This window comes from Bradyrhizobium sp. AUGA SZCCT0160, from assembly GCF_018130105.1.
GTDB lineage: Bacteria > Pseudomonadota > Alphaproteobacteria > Rhizobiales > Xanthobacteraceae > Bradyrhizobium.
The window spans coordinates 666,011-683,555 of the sequence record NZ_JAFCMD010000001.1 but is presented as its reverse complement, the minus strand read 5'-3'; the positions used below and the strand labels follow the sequence as shown (position 1 = coordinate 683,555).

The window sequence follows — 17,545 nt, the reverse complement described above, 5'->3', positions numbered from 1 at the left end:
GCCGACGATTCCGGTTATGAGGGTAAGCCAGGCAGATCGAGACCGTTGGTCCTTGCACACTCGATCGCGGTCTCATAGCCCGCATCCGCATGGCGCATGACCCCCGTCGCCGGATCATTCCAAAGCACCCGCTCGAGGCGGCGCGCGGCTTCCGGCGTTCCGTCTGCGACGATCACCATGCCGGCGTGCTGCGAATAGCCGATACCGACGCCGCCGCCGTGATGCAGCGAGACCCACGTGGCCCCGCTCGCACAATTGAGCAGCGCATTGAGCAGCGGCCAGTCCGACACCGCATCCGAGCCGTCGCGCATCGCTTCGGTCTCGCGGTTCGGGCTCGCCACCGAGCCGCTGTCGAGATGATCGCGACCGATCACGATCGGCGCCTTCAGTTCGCCGCGCGCCACCATTTCGTTGAACGCCAGGCCCAACCTGTGGCGATCGCCAAGGCCGACCCAACAGATCCGCGCCGGCAGCCCCTGGAACTTGATCCTCGCGCGGGCCATGTCGAGCCAGTTGTGCAGATGCTTGTCGTCAGGCATCAACTCCTTGACCTCGGCATCGGTCCGGAAGATATCTTCCGGATCCCCCGATAGCGCGGCCCACCGGAACGGCCCGACGCCGCGACAGAACAGCGGACGGATATAGGCCGGGACGAAGCCGGGGAAATCGAACGCGTTCTTCAATCCCATGTCCTTCGCCATCTGGCGGATGTTGTTGCCGTAGTCGAGCGTCGGAATGCCCTGGGCGTGGAAATCCAGCATGGCCTGGACGTGGCCGACCATGGAAGTCTTCGCCGCCGTCTCAACCGCTTTCGGATCGGCCTCGCGCCTGGACGTCCACTCGGCAAGCGTCCATCCCTTCGGCAGATAGCCGTTGATCGGATCGTGCGCGCTGGTCTGGTCGGTGACGATGTCGGGCCTGACACCACGGCGCACCAGCTCGGGAAAAATATCGGCGGCGTTGCCGAGCAGGCCGACCGAGACGGGCTTGTTGCTCTGCGCCGCCTCCGCCATGATCGCGAGCGCCTCATCGAGCGTGCTGGCCTGACGGTCGAGGTAACCCGTGCGCAGCCGCATCTCGATGCGGCTCGGCTGGCATTCGACCGCGAGCATCGACGCACCGGCCATCGTCGCGGCAAGCGGTTGCGCGCCGCCCATGCCTCCGAGCCCTGCGGTCAGGATCCACTTGCCCGCGAGGCTGCCGCCGTAATGACGGCGACCCACCTCGACGAACGTTTCGTACGTCCCCTGCACGATGCCCTGGCTGCCGATGTAGATCCACGACCCGGCGGTCATCTGACCGAACATCATCAAGCCCTGCTTGTCGAGCTCATTGAAGTGATCGAGCGTTGCCCAGTGCGGCACGATGTTCGAATTCGCGATCAGCACGCGCGGCGCATCGGCATGGGTGCGGAAAATTCCGACCGGCTTGCCCGACTGAACCACCAGCGTCTGGTCGGCTTCGAGCTTGCGCAGTGACGCAACGATGCGATCGAAACTGTCCCAGTCGCGGGCTGCGCGGCCAATGCCGCCATAGACGACGAGTTCGCTCGGCCGTTCGGCAACATCAGGATCGAGATTGTTCATCAGCATTCGCAGCGGCGCTTCCGTCAGCCAGCTTTTAGCGCTGATCTCGGACCCATGTGGCGATCGGATGATGCGGTCGTTGTCCAGTCGGCGGTTCATGACAGATGACCTTTCTCGGCAAATCTCGTTCAGGCAAGGTTTGGAAACGGGTTGTTCTTGAGCACCGAAATCGCGGCTGATGGCAATGTGCCGGCTGCGACCAGCGCCGTTGCTTTCGCAATGTCGTCGGCCATGTAGCGATCGCCGCCGAGCGCCGGCACTTGCTCACGCAGCGTAGCAATCACCGCAGCAAGTGCCGGGCTGGTCGTATGTGGCGCGCGCAGCCCGATGCCTTGCGCCGCAACCAGCAGCTCGATGCCGAGAATAGTGGCCAGGTTATCCGCCATGTCGGACAACCGGCGCGCAGCGTGCGCGGCCATCGACACATGATCTTCCTGGTTGGCGCTGGTCGGCGTCGAATCGATCGAGCAGGCCGCGGCACGTTGCTTGTTCTCGGCATAGAGCGCGGCCGCCGTCACTTCGGCAATCATGAAGCCGGAATTGATGCCGGGCTCCGGGGTGAGGAATGGCGGCAGACCAAAGTTCAGCGCGGGATCGACCAGTGTCGCAATGCGCCGCTCGCTGATGGCGCCGATCTCGGACAAGGCCAGCGCGATCTGGTCGGCGGCAAAGGCAACCGGCTCGGCGTGAAAATTTCCACCCGAGACGATCTCTCCGGTCTCTACCAGCACCAGCGGATTGTCGGTGACCGCGTTGGCCTCGATCGTCAATGTGCGGGCGGCTTGCGTCAGCAGGTCAAGTACGGCGCCGGCCACCTGCGGCTGGCAACGCAGGCAATAAGGATCCTGCACCCGCTCGTCGCCCTCCAGATGCGAGTTCCTGATGTCACTGCCCTCCAGCAACGCTGTCAGCGCCGCCCCGGCGGCGATCTGCCCGGCATGCCCTCGCAACTGCTGGATCTCGGCGCGAAACGGCGCTGTCGAAGCCATCGCCGCATCGACCGACAAGGCGCCGGTCACCAGCGTCGCGCAGAGCAGGCCGTGCGCGCGCAACAGACCCGAAATCGCATAGGCCGTCGAAAACTGCGTGCCGTTGATCAAGGCGAGCCCTTCCTTCGGCCCGAGCGTCACCGGCGCGAGGCCGGCGGAAGCCAGCGCATCAAGGCCCGGCATGACCTTGCCATCAATCAGCGCCTGCCCCTCACCGATCATGACGGCTGTCATATGCGCCAGCGGCGCCAGATCGCCCGACGCGCCCACCGATCCCTGCTGCGGCACCAGCGGATAAATACCGCGCGCCAGCATGGCCTGCAGTTGCTCGATGATGTCGCGGCGAACACCTGACGCGCCCCGCCCCAGGGAGACGATCTTCAGCGCCATCATCAGGCGCACGATCGGCTCCGGCGTCGGCGGCCCTACGCCACAACAATGCGACACGATCAGGTTTCGTTGCAGCAGCGTCGTCTGGTCCGGTGGAATTCGCTTCGACGCCAGTTTTCCGAACCCCGTATTGATGCCGTAAGCCGGAACATCAGCGCCCGCGGCCTTCGCAACGATGACCGAAGCCGCCTCGACGCGCGGCAGAAAGGATGGATCGAGCGCGACGGCCGCGCCCGCAAGCACCTGCGCCAGTTCATTGAGGCCAACCATTCCCGGCGAAACAACAATGGATGCGACGCGGTCACTCATCGTCCCCTCCACACCCTCGAATGCAACGGGTTGAAGCCGATCCGGTAGACGAGTTCGGCGGGCCGCTCGATATCCCAGATCGCCAGATCGCACCATTTGCCTGTTACGAGCGTGCCGGTCTCGCCGAGAATGCCGAGCGCGCGCGCCCCTTCCCGCGTCACACCGGCCAGGCATTCGGCAACATTCATCCGGAACAGCGTCGCGCCCATATTCATGGCCAGTAGAAGCGACGTCAGCGGCGAACTGCCGGGATTGCAATCGGTCGCGAGCGCCATGTTGACGCCGTGGGCACGGAAAAGGTCGACCGGAGGCTTGGTCGTCTCGCGAATGAAATAGAACGCACCGGGCAACAGTACGGCTACCGTGCCCGACCGCACCATGGCAGCGGCGCCGGCTTCATCCGTGTGCTCCAGATGATCGGCGGACAGGGCAGAGAATTCCGCAGCAAGGGCCGCTCCGCCGAGGTTCGACAGTTGATCGGCATGCAGTTTGACCGGCAGTCCCAGCGCCTTGGCCGCACGAAACACCCGCGCCGTTTGATCGCCTGAAAAGGCGATGCCTTCCATGAAGGCGTCGACGGCGTCCGCAAGCCCGGCCTGCGCCACCGCCGGCAGCATACCGCGGCAAACAAGCTCGATGTAGCGATCCTTGTCGCCATCGGCTTCCGGCGGCAATGCATGCGCGCCAAGAAACGTGGTTCGGATGCTGACCGGTCGATCGCGGCCCACCGCGCGCGCCGCTGACAGCTGTCGTATCTCGGTTTCGGTGTTGAGTCCGTAGCCGGACTTGATCTCGACCGTCGTCACGCCCTCGCCGATCAGCGTATCGAGCCGCGGCAGCGCACCGGCAACGAGGTCAGCCTCGCTGGAAGCCCGCGTCGCGGCAACCGTTGAGACGATGCCGCCGCCCGCCCGCGCGATCTCCTCATAGCTGGCGCCCTGCAGCCGCAGCTCGAACTCGTGCGCGCGGTTTCCGCCGAACACCAGATGGGTATGACAATCGATCAGTCCCGGCGTGATCCACCGCCCCTCGCAATCGATCCGCTCACTCGTGTCGGCGTCAGACGGAAAATCGGAACGGCTGCCGGCGAAGACGATGCGGCCATCCCGCGCGGCGATCACGCCGTGCTCGATCACGCCGAGGTCGGGCAGATCCTCCCTGATGGTGGCGAGTCGGGCATTATGCCAAATTCGATCAAAACGCTCGGCCATGCAGCATTCCCTCAAAGGCAGAAGCTTGACGGGACGATATGTCTATACATATTATCGTGCCGGTGTTCTGTCCAGCCGGTTTGGAAAACATGTCCACTCTGCATTTCGCGTCAGCGCTGCTCCCGTCCGGGTGGGCCGATGACGTGCAGGTGGTTGTGGCCGATGGGACCATCACCAGGATTACCGTCGGCGCGGCGCCGGAAGCCGAAGATGAACGACACCAGCTGGCCATCCCGGGAATAGCGAGCCTGCACAGTCACGCGTTCCAGCGTGGCATGGCGGGGCTTGCCGAAACACGCGGTAATACCGCCGATACCTTCTGGACATGGCGCGAGACGATGTATCGCTTCGCGCTTGATATGACGCCCGAAGACACCGAAGCCGCCGCAACGTTGCTCTATGTCGAGATGCTCGAGCAAGGCTTCACGCGCGTCGGGGAATTCCACTATCTCCATCACGACCACGACGGCACGCCCTATGCCAATCCGGCCGAGATGGCGACGCGAATTGCGCAAGCCGCCGAGGCCACCGGCATCGGGCTAACGCTGCTGCCGAGTTTCTACGCGCACGGCTCCTTTGGTGGCGTCGCGCCCCATGCCGGCCAGCGCCGCTTCATCTGTTCGGTCGACCAGTTTGCCAAACTGATTGACGCCACAAGGCGGGCCGTCCGCGAATTGCCCGGGGCCAATGTCGGTATCGCTCCGCACAGCCTGCGCGCCGTGACGCCGGACGAACTGGCGGCCATCGTGCCGTCGGCCGAAGGCGGGCCGATCCATATCCATGCCGCCGAACAGACCAGGGAAGTCGAGGAGTGCCTCGCATGGTCGGGCCGGCGGCCGGTCGAGTGGCTGCTCGAACAAGCGCCCGTCGATCGGCGCTGGTGCCTGATCCATGCGACGCACACCACCGCGACCGAGATCGCCGCGCTTGCCAAAAGCGGCGCCGTCGCGGGCCTCTGCCCGGTTACCGAAGCAAGCCTTGGCGACGGTACTTTTCCGGCGCGCGAATTCCTCGACGCAGGCGGCCGGTTCGGCGTGGGCACTGATTCCAATGTCCTCATCGGCGCCGCCGATGAACTGCGCCAGCTCGAATACGGCCAGCGGCTCAAACACCGCGAGCGCAATGTGTTGTCCGGCGGTCCCGGTATTTCGACCGGACGGGCGTTGTTCGACGCCGCGCTGGCCGGCGGCACCCAGGCACTCGCGCAGCCGACCACAGGAATCCAGGCAGGCGCACGCGCCGATATCGTCACGCTCGACACCGCGCATCCGTCGCTCGCCGGGCGCCATCGGGATGCGGTCATCGACGGTTGGATTTTTGCGGCCAATGCGGGGGCTATCGACTGCGTCTGGGCAGGCGGCAGCAAGGTCGTTGAAGGCGGGCGGCACCGGCTCCGCCAGAAGGCGCGCGAGACATTCAACGCTGCCGTGCGAAGGCTCGTCGCATGAGCCTCTCGATCGACCGCGACAAACACCAGACAGCCGACAAGCCGACGCTGTACAAGCAGATACGCCTCGACATCGAACGTCGCATCCTGACCGGTGAATGGCCGCCGGGTCACCGCATCCCGTTCGAACACGAACTCATGGCGCACTATGGCTGCGCGCGAATGACCGTGAGCAAGGCGCTGTCGGAACTGGCGCAAGCCGATCTCATCGAGCGGCGGCGGCGGGCCGGCACCTTTGTGCGCCGTCCCAAATTTCTGTCAGCAGTCCTGACAATTCCCGACATCCGCGCGGAGATCACCGCGCTCGGCCGCGGCTATGGCTATCAGCTGATCCAGTGCTCGCGCCGCGCTGCAAATGCTGCCGACCACGCGCGTCTTGGTGTGCGGAAAACCGGGAAAGTGATCGCCATTGCCTGCCGCCACAGCGCCGATGGCGTGCCGTTCGCGATCGAGGACAGGCTGATCGATCTCGACGCGGTGCCCGAAGCCGCCACGGCCGATTTTGCGGTCGAACCGCCCGGCACGTGGTTGCTTCACCATGTCCCATGGACGGAAGCAGAGCATTCGATCAGCGCTATCGTGGCCGACGACAAGGCCGCAGCCGCACTGGACATTGCGATCGGTGCGCCCTGCCTCGTGATCGACCGCCACACCTGGCGCAGTGCACGGACACTGACGGCCGTGAGGCTCGTTTATCCGGGCGAGTCCCACAAACTGGTTGCCCGCTTCAAGGGCGGCTGAGAGGGATATCAATGCGCAGAAGGTCCGGCACAATTTATGCAACGCAAGTTACAAAGCAGAAATTACAAAAGCAGCAACGCTGCCGAGACGTGAACAGGTGAGCAAGACGCAATCCATGAACCAGAAAAGGGATACAGCCATGCTTAGTTTTAGAGTATTCGCCGCAACCGCGGCACTCCTGGTGTCCGCACCAGCCGTCGCACAGGACGTAAAGGTCGGCATCGGTATCTCCGGCTGGACCGGCTTTGCACCGCTCACGCTCGCAAACCAGGCCGGCATCTTCAAGAAGAACGGCCTCGATGTGACGATCAAGAAGATCCCGCAAAAAGATCGCCATCTGGCCATCGCGTCAGGTGACATTCAGTGCGCGGCAACCACGGTGGAGACCTGGATTTCCTGGAATGCCAATGGCGTCGCGACCAAGCAGATCTTCCAGCTTGACAAGAGCTACGGCGCCGACGGCATGGCAACACGAAACGACGTCGCCGCGATCAAGGATCTGAAGGGCAAGACGGTCGCCGCGTCCGCCCCCGGCACCGCCCCCTATTTCACCCTGGCCTGGATGCTCAAGAAGAACGGTCTCACGGTCAAGGACGTGACCGTGGTGAACCTGGAGCCCGCCGCGGCCGCCCAGGCCTTCGTGGCCGGCCAGAACGATGCGGCCATGACGTATGAGCCTTACCTCTCGACGGTGCGTGCCGCGCCGGACAAGGGCAAGATCATCGCCACCACGCTCGACTATCCGATGATCATGGACACGTTCGGCTGCACGCCGAAATTCCTGACCGAGAATCCGAAGGCCGCGCAAGCGCTGGCCGACAGTTATTTCGAGGCGGTGGCCCTGATCGAAAAGGATAAGGCCAAATCTTACGAGATCATGGGATCCGACGTGAAGCAGTCCGGCGAGCAGTTCGGCAATTCGGCAAAGTATCTGCGCTGGCAGGACAAGGCCGCGAACCAGAAATTCTTCGCGGGCGAGTTCCAGGCTTTCACCAAGGAAGCTGGCGAGCTGCTGCTCGAGATCGGCATCATCAAATCGATCCCGAAGACCGAAGACCTGTTCGACGCGAGCTTCATCAAGTAGACCAGGCGACGCCGCGACGGTCCCGCTTCACGAATTTGAAGCGGGACATTTCGCGCTCTGCGCTCCGCCTTGAGGATTAGCCTTTGATAAGACCCCTCGATCCCGTGACGTCGAAGCAGCGCGTGGCCTACGGCTTCGCGTTCTTCGTGCTGTTCGTTGCCCTGTGGGCATGGGCCACGTTTGGCGGCTACGTGTCGAAAACGTTTCTCGCCAACCCGCTGACCATGCTGCAGGAAGGCTGGGAACTGCTGGTCAAGCATGGCTTCCTGTACGATATCGGCATGACGATATGGCGGGTGATCGGCGGCTTCGTGCTGGCGGCCATCATCGCGGTGCCGCTCGGCGTTCTGATGGGGGCTTACAAACCGATCGAGGCTTTTCTCGAACCGTTCGTCTCGTTCGCCCGTTACCTGCCCGCCTCGGCCTTCATCCCGCTGTTGATCCTCTGGGCCGGCATCGGCGAACTGCAAAAGCTGCTGGTGATTTTCATCGGCTCGATATTCCAGATCATCCTGATGATCGCCGTGAACGTCGGCAACACGAGGCGCGATCTCGTTGAAGCCGCCTACACTCTTGGCGCCGGCGACAGCGGTATCATCCGCCGCGTGCTGTTGCCCTCGTCTGCCCCCGAGATCGCGGAAATCCTTCGGCTCGTCCTGGGTTGGGCGTGGACCTATGTCATCGTCGCCGAACTGATCGGCTCATCCTCGGGCATCGGCCACATGATCACCGACAGCCAGGCGCTGCTCAACACCGGGCAGATCATCTTCGGCATCATCGTCATCGGATTGATCGGCCTCGTCTCCGACTTCCTGTTCAAGGCGTTCAACGCCTGGCTGTTTCCATGGAGACTAGCGTGACCACGCTGAAGATCGATCAGGTCTCGCGCACGTTCCCTGCGCGCCAGGGCAATGCGCCGACACGGGCGCTGGAGCCGACCCATCTCGACGTCGGCAACAACGACTTCGTCACCATCCTTGGACCCTCGGGCTGCGGAAAATCCACGCTGCTGCGCATCATCGCCGGTCTCGACCGGCCGACCAGCGGTCGCGTCATTCTCGACGGGCAGGAGGTCACGGGCCCCGGCGCGGATCGCGGCATGGTGTTTCAGTCCTACACGCTGTTCCCGTGGCTGACGGTGCGCGAAAACATCGCGTTCGGGCTGCGCGAGCGCGGAATTTCCGAGGCCGAACGCGACAAGATCGCCGATGGATTTATTCAACGGGTTGGTTTGTCCGGCTTTGAGAATCACTGGCCGAAGCAACTCTCCGGCGGCATGCAGCAGCGTACGGCGATCGCGCGTGCGCTTGCCAACGATCCCAAGATCCTGCTGCTCGACGAGCCGTTCGGCGCACTCGATAATCAGACCCGCGTGCTGATGCAGGAAATGCTGCTCGGCATCTGGGAGCGCGACCAGAAAACCGTGTTGTTCGTCACCCACGATATCGAGGAGGCCATCTTCCTCGGCAGCCGCGTCATCGTCATGAGCGCCCGCCCCGGCCGCATCAAGGCCGAGATCGCGGTCGATCTGCCCCACCCGCGATCCTACAAGATCAAGACCGCGCCCGAATTCGTCCAGCTGAAGGAACGGCTGGTGGAGGAGATCCGTGCCGAGGCCTTGAAGGTGGCGGTTGATGCCTAGTATTCGCACCGTATCGCGTCATCCTGAGGTGCGCTCGGCGGCGCAATTGCGCCGCTGGCTTGCGCGCCTCGAAGAATGAGAAGCGCCCGCAGCCCATCCTTCGAGGCTCGCCCAGCGGTGCAAATGCACCGCAGGGCTCGCACCTCCAGCGACAACGGCGAAGCCGTTGCGCGGGGATGACGTGTACCGGACCGATCCAAAAGTTATTCCACCTCAACTGTCTTGATCCAGCCCAGCGCCGGCGCAACTTTTTCGGCGATCAGCTCGATCGATCGCAGAACGAATGGGTGCGGCGGGTCGACCGAATGCGCCTGAAACACAAGATCGGTCACCCGCTCCAAAATGCTGTCGGCGCGCAGCGAGGCGATGACATCGTCAGTCGTCCCGACATGGGTATCGAATGCGGTGATCATGTCGCTCAACGCTCCCCCCGGCGGGGCATGGCCGCCGGCGATGAAGCTCGCGCTCGCACGCCGCAATCCGATGTCGGCCAGCCGCAGCGCCTCCTTGCGATCGTCGGCGGCGAAGATGCTGCGCGATGCCATGATCCGCGGCTCGCGCCCGGGCGGCAGTGCGGCGAGATAGGCGTCGATGATGGGGTTCTGAATTTCGGCGAGCGTCGCGTGCGGCGCTTCCCTTGATCGTGGCTGTGTTCGCGACAACAGCAAACCGTCGCCCGCTTTGCCGGCCCTCGTCCCGCCGCTGACGGAAAAGGTCGCCTGCCAGATCCGGTCGCACAGTTGCGGCCCCGGTGGATAGAGCCTATCGCCGCCGGCCAGCGGCCCGCCGGTCAAGGCGTTGCGGACGATGTCGAGATTGTCAGCAAAAATCTCCGCGCGTTGTCCACTGTCCAGCCCAAAGGCGGCAAAGGCTGACGGGTTTCCGCCGGTGCCGACACCAAGCTCAAAACGGCCGTTTGATAACAGGTCGAGGACCGCGGCGTCCTCCGCCACTCTTACGGGATTTTCCAGCGGCAGGGTAACAATGCCGGTACCGAGACGAATGCGGGATGTCTGTGCCGCGACGAAGCCGAGAAAAGCGAAGGGCGCCGGAAGCCCGCCCTCGCTTTCATGAAAATGGTGCTGCGCGATCCACGCGGAATCAAGACCTGCTGTTTCCGCGTGGACGATCTGCGCTGCCGCGAGGCGATATCGTTCCGCCGGACCCACGTCGTCGAGCAGCCGCGTGAAAAAACCCAATCGCTTCAAATTTGGCAGATGATTCATGAAGCCCTTCGAAGCGATCAGACCGGCAGCGCGTCGAGATGACACGCGGCCCACTGGTCGTCGGCAACCGCGCGAAGTTTCGGCTCCTCGGTCCGGCAGCGATCGAACACGTAGGGGCACCTGGTGTGGAATCGACAACCGCTCGGCGGATTGATCGGGCTCGGCACGTCGCCCTTCAGGATGATCGGGTTGCGGATCGCCCCGGGCTCCGGCACCGGCACCGCCGACAGCAACGCTCTGGTATAGGGATGCCTGGGCGCGGTGAAGATCTGCTGCCTGGGCGCCATCTCGACGATCTTGCCGAGATACATCACGGCGACACGGTGCGTCATGTGCTCGACGATCGCCAGATCGTGGCTGATGAAGAGCAACGCGAGGCCGAACTCGCGCTGCAGATCCTGCAGCAGGTTGACGATCTGCGCCTTGACCGAGACGTCGAGCGCCGAGACCGCTTCGTCGCAGACGATCAGTTCGGGCTCCGCCGCCAATGCCCGGGCGATACCGATGCGCTGGCGCTGGCCGCCCGAGAATTCGTGCGGCCGGCGGCCCAGCGCGTCACGCGGCAGGCGCACGGTGTCCATCAGCGCTGCAACCTTGGCGTCGAGTTCGGCGGAGGATTTGGCGAGACCAAAATTGCGGATCGGCTCAGCCAGGATGTCGCGCACGCGCATGCGCGGATTGAGGCTGGAGAACGGATCCTGGAACACCACCTGCACACGGCGGCGCATGCTGCGCAGGGCTGCGGGTGAAGCATCGTCGATGCGCTGGCCGTCGAGCACCACCTGGCCTGCCGTGATGTCGAACAGGCGCAGAATCGCGCGACCGACCGTCGACTTGCCGCAACCGGACTCGCCGACCAGCGACAGCGTCTCGCCGCGCGCGACCTCAAAGGACACGCCGTCCACCGCATAGACCCACTTGGATTTGCGGCTGAACAAGCCACCGCGGACCGGAAAATGCTTCTTGAGATCGTTGACCTGCAGCAACGGGACTTGCAGAGGGACTTGGAGCAGTGGCGCGTTCATGCTGCAGCCGCCTCCTTGGCGGCATAGTGGCAGGCAGCGATATGGCGGGGGCCCTTCTCTTCAAGACCTGGCGCGACCTGCCGGCAGAGATCGGTCGCCAGCGCGCACCGCCCCGCGAACACACAGCCCTCGATCCGTCCTTTGAGGCTGGGCACCTGGCCCGGGATTTCGGCGAGACGCCGCGCGGCCCCTGTCAACGAAGAGCCGAGCTTCGGCACCGCGCCGAGCAGACCCTGCGTATAGGGATGACGCGGCGAGCGGAACAGCTCGGCCACCGGCGCCTCCTCGACCTTGCGGCCGGCATACATCACCATGACGCGCTCGGCGATTTCGGCGACCACGCCGAGATCATGGGTGACCAGAATGATCGCCGCACCGACCCGGCGCTTGAGGTCCAGCATCAATTGCAGGATCTGCGCCTGGATCGTGACGTCGAGCGCCGTGGTCGGCTCGTCGGCAATCAGAAGTTTTGGGTTGCAGGCCAGCGCCATCGCGATCATCACGCGCTGGCGCATGCCGCCGGAAAGCTGATGCGGATATTCGCGCACGCGCCGCACCGACTCCGGGATGCCGACCAGATTCAGCATCTCGACGGCGCGGGCCTCGGCGGCCTGCTTGTCGAGCCCCTGATGCATGCGCAGCGTCTCGCCGATCTGGCGGCCGACGGTCAGCACCGGATTGAGGCTCGTCATCGGCTCCTGGAAGATCATCGAAATGTCGTTGCCACGGATGTCGCGCATTTCGCGCTCGGAGAGTTGCAGCAAATTCTTGCCCTGGAAGCGGATCGAGCCTGCGATCTTGCCCGGAGGTTCGGGGATCAAACGCATCAACGACATCGAGGTGACCGACTTGCCGCAACCGGATTCGCCGACGATGGCCAGCGTCTCGCCCTCATTGACATGAAAGGAGACCCCGTCGACGGCGCGGTTGATGCCCTCGGGGGTACGGAAATGGGTTTGCAGATTTTCGACTTCGAGCAATGCCATCAGATTACAAGCTCTTGGCCATGCGCGGATCGAGCGCATCGCGCAGGCCGTCGCCGAGCAGGTTGACGGCGAGCACGGTGACGGACAGGAACGCGGCGGGAAAGAATACGATGTAGGGCTTGATCTGCCACAGCGCCCTGCCCTCGGCCATGATGTTGCCCCAAGACGGAATGGTGGGCGGCGTACCGGCGCCGATAAAGGACAGGATCGACTCCACGATCATGGCGCTGGCGCAGATATAGGTCGCCTGCACCAGCATCGGCGCCAGCGTGTTGGGTAGGATGTGGCGGAGGATGATCATCGGCGTTCGGGTGCCGGAAGCCGTCGCGGCGTCCACATAGGGCTGCTCGCGCAGCGACAGCACGACGCTGCGCACCAGACGGGAAACGCGCGGGATTTCGGCTATCGTGATCGCCAGGATGACGTTGCCGACGCTGGCGCGCGTCAACGCCATCAACGCAACCGCAAGCAGGATCGGCGGGATCGACATCAGCCCGTCCATGAACCGCATGATGATGCCGTCGGCCCATCGCACGAAGCCGGAGACGAGGCCGATGGCGAGACCGGCGAGCGAAGCCAGTACCGCTACCGAAAGGCCGACCGTGAGCGAGACCCGCGCGCCGTAGATCACGCGCGAATAGATGTCACGGCCCAGCAGATCGGTCCCGAACCAGTAATCCGCAGATGGTACGCGCGTGCGTCTGGCCGGCGCGATCGCGATCGGGTCAACGGTCCAGAGCCAGGGCGCGAGGATTCCGACCAGTACAAGCAAGATCAGCAATGCGCCGCCGATCGCCACCGTTGGGTGATTGCGCAGAAAGCCGAGGAAACCACGCCGGATTTTGACCGGCACCATTAAATCCGGCAATTGCGGCGCGACCACGAGGCCCGGCGGTATCCGTACCGTGTTGGTTTCCAGAACGGTCAATAGCGGATCCTCGGGTCAACCAGGGTGTAGGTCACGTCGACCATCAGATTGACGAGCACATAGACGAAGCTGAACACCAGCACGATTCCCTGGATGACCGGATAGTCGCGGCGCAGGATTGCATCGATGGTCAGCCGGCCAAGGCCTGGTATGGCGAACACGCTTTCGGTCACGACAGCGCCGCCGATCAGGAGCGCGATGCCGATGCCGATCACCGTCACGATCGGAACGGCCGCATTTTTCAACGCGTGAACGAACAGGATGCTGCGCTGGTCAAGGCCCTTGGCGCGGGCGGTGCGGACATAATCCTGCTGCAACACCTCGAGCATCGAAGCCCGGGTAATGCGCGCGATCAGCGCGATGTAGACACTGCCGAGCGCAAGCGATGGAAGGATCAAATTCTGGAACCATGGCCAGACGCCATTGGACAGCGGCGTGTAGCCCTGCACCGGAAGCCATTCGAACTGCAACGCGAACACGTAGGCCAGCACGTATCCGACCACAAACACCGGTAGCGAGAACGCGAACACGGCGAAGGCCATGATGGTGCGGTCGATCCAGCTTCCCGCCTTCCATGCTGCCACCACGCCGAGCGGAACCGCGACAAGGATGGTCAGCACCAGCGTAATCGCCATCAGCGAAAGCGTCGGCTCGATCCGCTGCGCAATCATCTTCGAGACCGGGAGATTGGTGAAGATCGAGGTGCCGAGATTCCCGTGCAGAATATCCCATACCCAGCTGCCGAACTGGACCAGGAACGGCCGGTCGAGGCCGAGGCTTTGGCGTATCCGCTCGACGTCGGCTGGACTCGCCTGATCGCCCGCGATCACCGCAGCCGGATCGCCCGGCGCGATGTAAAGCAGACTGAAGACGAACAACGCGACGATCGCCATCACGGGCAAGGTCGAGAGAATACGCCGCAGGATATACGAGAGCATGTCGGATTACCGCGCCGTCATGCGGTCTTCGACACGCCCCAGAAGAACGGCAGCGGCCCCTTGGCGATACCGGAGACGTTCTTGCGCCAGGCCGTATAGGTCAGGAAGAAGCCGGTCGGCGCATACACGACGTCCTCGAGCGCTGCGCGATTGAGACGACCGACCGCAGCCTTCTCGTCGTCGAGACTCTTGGCATCGAACCAGTTCGTGACTTCCTTTTCCACGTTCGGGCTCGTCGGCCAGCCGAACCAGGCCTTTTCGCCATTGGCGCGGATGGCAGTGTAGGCGGAGGGATTGATGCAGTCCGCTCCGGCGTGCCAGGAGTGAAACATCTGCCAACCGCCCTGGCCCGGAGGGGTCTTCTGGGCGCGGCGGGAGCCGACCGTACCCCAATCGGTGGCGACGAAGTCGACATTCATGCCGAGGCGCTTCAACAGATCTGCCGTGACATCGCCTTGTGCCTTGGTGACCGGTTGATCCTGCGCCACGACGCATGTCACTGGCTGGCCGGCATAGCCGCTCTCGGCCAGAAGCTTCTTGGCCGCATCGAAATCGCGCTTGCCCTTCAGGATCTCTCCGCCCTCCTCGGTGTAAAGCGGCGTATCCGGCGTGAAGAAGCCCGGCAACGTCTTCCATAGCGCGGTGTCGTCGCCGACCACCGCACGCATGTAGTCTTCCTGGCTGAGTGCCATCAGCACGGCCCGCCGCGCCTTCACATTGTTGAATGGCGGATGCAAATGGTTCATCCGGAACGAACCGATATTGCCAAGGGGATCAGCGATGTCGACGCCGATGTTGCGGTTCTTCTTGAGCGTCGGCACCAGATCGGAGATCGGATTCTCCCACCAATCGACCTCGCCATTCTGCAGCGCGGCCGCCGCGGTGGCGGGATCCGGAATCACCACCCATTCGACGCGGTCGACCAGCATCTGCTTGCCGCCGGCAAGCCAGGACGCCTTCTCCTGCCGCGGCACGTAGCCGTCGAACTTCTCGAACACTGCCTTGGCGCCGGGCACCCACTCGCCCTTGACGAATTTCATTGGCCCGGAGCCGACATAGTCGCCGATCTGCTTGAACGGATCGGTCTGCGCCAAGCGCTCCGGCATGATGAAAGAGCAAGGCGAGTTGTTCTTGCCCAGCGCCAGCAGCATCTTGGGATAGGGCTGCTTCAGCGACCATTTGAAGGTCCTGTCGTCGACGGCCGTTAACTCGTTCTGGATTGCCTTGAGCATCAGCCCCATGGGATCGCGCGCCGACCAGCGCGTCAGGCTCGCTACGACATCCTTGCTCAGCACCGGCTCGCCGTCGTGGAACTTCAGCCCCGGCCGAAGCTTGAAGGTCCAGACCAGCCCATCATCGGACACCTGCTCGGACTCGACCATCTGACGTTGCGGCTGCAGTTTGGCGTCGACGCCGTAGAGCGTGTCCCACACCATCGCAGCGGCATTGCGCACCACATACTGGGTCCCCCAGATCGGATCGAAATTGGCAAGGTTGGCCTGCGGCACGAAGCGCAAGGTACGCGCCGCAGCGCCCTGGGATAGAGCCGGCATCGAAAGGCCGCCCGTCGCCGCCAGGCTGCCCACCCCGGCCAATCCCTTCAACACAGTCCTGCGATCCATCATGCTCTCCCAGTCTGGCGTTGTTGTGGTTCCGCCCGTTTCAATGGCCGAGGGTTCGGCGCAAAGGAGGTGAAGAAGTGAGGTGAAAGGGGCCGGTCAAACCGATTGTGATCTGTCCCTGTTTTCTTGCAAGTGATGTGCCAGTGCGTCCTGCTCATTCCGTCGCCGGGCCCTCGCCCAGCATGAAGCAGAATGCCTTTTCAAGCGATCATATTTTTGAGCGATTATGTCCATTTATGGCAAGCTCTGGCCCGCGAGCTCCCTGAACTTCTCCGACGGTTTCGGGTGCCACCAGCGACCGCCAATGACGACACCTTCGGACACGATCTTGCGGTCGCCGATCAGATGCTCGCCGATGACGTCGACATAGTCAAACTGGCCTTGCGCGATCGAGATCAAGGTGGCGTCTCCGGCGCTGCCCGGCTTGAGGCTGCCGAGTTCGGGACGCCGCAGCGCCATCGCGGCATTGACTGTTGAAGCGGCAACCACGTCCGGGAGCGGCATTCCCATGCACAGGAACTTGGACATGGTCGTCACCTGATCGAAAGCTGGGCCGTCGATGCACAGCAGATGGACATCCGATGAGATCGTGTCGGGATAGAAACCGTTGGCAAGCATCGCCCGCGCGGTCTTGAAGGCGAAGGAGCCCTTGCCGTGGCCGATGTCGAACAACACGCCGCGTTCGCGCGCCTCCAGCACCGCCCTTTTGACCATGCCCTGGGCCGTGGCCGGCGTATTGGGAAACGGCCGGAATGCATGGGTGAGAACGTCGCCCGGACGCAGCCGCGCGAGCACCTCCTCGTAGCTCGGCGGCGGATGGTCGATATGCGCCATCAGCGGCATGCCGACCTGTTCGGCGACCTCAAGCGCGATGTCGAGCGGCACGATCCCCGACGTACCGGAGGCGTGGAGACCGACCCGCACCTTGATTCCGACAATGAGATCACGGTTTTGATCCGCCACCGTGGCGGCGTCGATCGGATTCATCAGCCGGAGCTCTTCGCTCTCGCCGACCATAACCCGATGCGAGAAGCCAAAAATGCCGGCGTGCGAAACGTGCAGATAAGCGAGAATGCGGACCTGGCTCGGCTCGATCACATGCTTGCGGAAGCCTGCGAAATTCCCCGGGCCGGCGCTGCCGGTATCGACCGCCGTGGTGACGCCCGACGTACGGCAGAATTCTTCGGCGTCGATGCCGAGCGAAGTGCCGCCCCAATAAACATGGGTGTGCAGATCGATCAGACCCGGCGTGACGATGTAACCCGACACGTCGCGCACATCGGTGCCGGGATCGGTCCTGAGCTCGCTTCCTACCATCGCCACCTTGCCGCCGGCGAAGGCGACATCCGTCACCGCGTCGAGTTTTTGCGATGGGTCAATCACCCGGCCGCCGCGCAGGATCAAATCGAAAGGCATGTGAT

General features: G+C 63.5%; 15 protein-coding genes. 5 read left to right on the top strand and 10 right to left on the bottom strand.

Going from position 1 to position 17,545, the window contains the following annotated elements:
* Nucleotides 1-14: 14 nt before the first annotated feature.
* From hutU to hutI, 3 genes are read right to left on the bottom strand one after another with little or no spacing between them, the layout of a single operon-like run.
* The gene (gene hutU, locus JQ558_RS03225; RefSeq protein ID WP_212292812.1) at nucleotides 15-1,685 is read right to left on the bottom strand and encodes a urocanate hydratase; all 1,671 of its coding nucleotides are present in this window, start codon (nucleotides 1,683-1,685) and stop codon (nucleotides 15-17) included.
* 29 nt (nucleotides 1,686-1,714) lie between these two features.
* Nucleotides 1,715-3,274, bottom strand: a complete 1,560-nt coding sequence (gene hutH, locus JQ558_RS03220; RefSeq protein ID WP_212292811.1) for a histidine ammonia-lyase — start codon at nucleotides 3,272-3,274, stop codon at nucleotides 1,715-1,717.
* On the bottom strand, nucleotides 3,271-4,485 hold the full coding sequence (hutI, locus tag JQ558_RS03215; RefSeq protein ID WP_212292810.1) for an imidazolonepropionase: 1,215 nt from the start codon (nucleotides 4,483-4,485) through the stop codon (nucleotides 3,271-3,273). The genes hutH and hutI overlap by 4 nt, the downstream gene beginning before the upstream one ends.
* Before the next feature lie 89 nt (nucleotides 4,486-4,574).
* Between hutI and JQ558_RS03210 the strand changes: the two genes are divergently transcribed.
* From JQ558_RS03210 to JQ558_RS03190, 5 genes are all read left to right on the top strand, one after another.
* On the top strand, nucleotides 4,575-5,933 hold the full coding sequence (locus JQ558_RS03210; RefSeq protein ID WP_212292809.1) for a formimidoylglutamate deiminase: 1,359 nt from the start codon (nucleotides 4,575-4,577) through the stop codon (nucleotides 5,931-5,933).
* Nucleotides 5,930-6,673, top strand: coding sequence for a histidine utilization repressor (hutC, locus tag JQ558_RS03205; protein ID WP_212292808.1), 744 nt, complete (start codon nucleotides 5,930-5,932; stop codon nucleotides 6,671-6,673). Before JQ558_RS03210 ends, hutC begins: the two co-directional genes overlap by 4 nt.
* A gap of 139 nt (nucleotides 6,674-6,812) precedes the next feature.
* Nucleotides 6,813-7,757 (top strand): ABC transporter substrate-binding protein, encoded by a 945-nt coding sequence (locus tag JQ558_RS03200; RefSeq protein ID WP_212205809.1) that lies wholly within the window; start codon nucleotides 6,813-6,815, stop codon nucleotides 7,755-7,757.
* An 86-nt stretch (nucleotides 7,758-7,843) separates the two neighbouring features.
* The gene (locus JQ558_RS03195; protein ID WP_212276054.1) at nucleotides 7,844-8,617 is read left to right on the top strand and encodes an ABC transporter permease; all 774 of its coding nucleotides are present in this window, start codon (nucleotides 7,844-7,846) and stop codon (nucleotides 8,615-8,617) included.
* Entirely contained in the window at nucleotides 8,614-9,399 is a 786-nt protein-coding gene (locus JQ558_RS03190; RefSeq protein ID WP_212276029.1) for an ABC transporter ATP-binding protein, read from the top strand. Before JQ558_RS03195 ends, JQ558_RS03190 begins: the two co-directional genes overlap by 4 nt.
* A gap of 203 nt (nucleotides 9,400-9,602) precedes the next feature.
* Here JQ558_RS03190 and JQ558_RS03185 read toward each other — a convergent pair whose 3' ends face one another.
* From JQ558_RS03185 to JQ558_RS03155, 7 genes are all read right to left on the bottom strand, one after another.
* Nucleotides 9,603-10,625, bottom strand: a complete 1,023-nt coding sequence (locus JQ558_RS03185) for a putative FMN-dependent luciferase-like monooxygenase (protein WP_212292898.1) — start codon at nucleotides 10,623-10,625, stop codon at nucleotides 9,603-9,605.
* Nucleotides 10,626-10,642: 17 nt separating this feature from the next.
* Entirely contained in the window at nucleotides 10,643-11,623 is a 981-nt protein-coding gene (locus JQ558_RS03180) for an ABC transporter ATP-binding protein (protein WP_212276052.1), read from the bottom strand.
* 23 nt (nucleotides 11,624-11,646) lie between these two features.
* Nucleotides 11,647-12,636 (bottom strand): ABC transporter ATP-binding protein, encoded by a 990-nt coding sequence (locus tag JQ558_RS03175; RefSeq protein WP_212205802.1) that lies wholly within the window; start codon nucleotides 12,634-12,636, stop codon nucleotides 11,647-11,649.
* A gap of 4 nt (nucleotides 12,637-12,640) precedes the next feature.
* Nucleotides 12,641-13,492, bottom strand: coding sequence for an ABC transporter permease (locus tag JQ558_RS03170; RefSeq protein WP_212292897.1), 852 nt, complete (start codon nucleotides 13,490-13,492; stop codon nucleotides 12,641-12,643).
* Nucleotides 13,493-13,560: 68 nt separating this feature from the next.
* Nucleotides 13,561-14,502, bottom strand: a complete 942-nt coding sequence (locus JQ558_RS03165) for an ABC transporter permease (RefSeq protein ID WP_211997072.1) — start codon at nucleotides 14,500-14,502, stop codon at nucleotides 13,561-13,563.
* 17 nt (nucleotides 14,503-14,519) lie between these two features.
* Nucleotides 14,520-16,124, bottom strand: coding sequence for an ABC transporter substrate-binding protein (locus JQ558_RS03160; RefSeq protein WP_212276027.1), 1,605 nt, complete (start codon nucleotides 16,122-16,124; stop codon nucleotides 14,520-14,522).
* Nucleotides 16,125-16,358: 234 nt separating this feature from the next.
* Nucleotides 16,359-17,540 carry an amidohydrolase/deacetylase family metallohydrolase gene (locus JQ558_RS03155; protein ID WP_212292807.1) on the bottom strand — a complete coding sequence of 394 codons (1,182 nt, stop codon included), beginning with the start codon at nucleotides 17,538-17,540 and terminating at the stop codon, nucleotides 16,359-16,361.
* Between the last annotated feature and the right edge of the window lie 5 nt (nucleotides 17,541-17,545).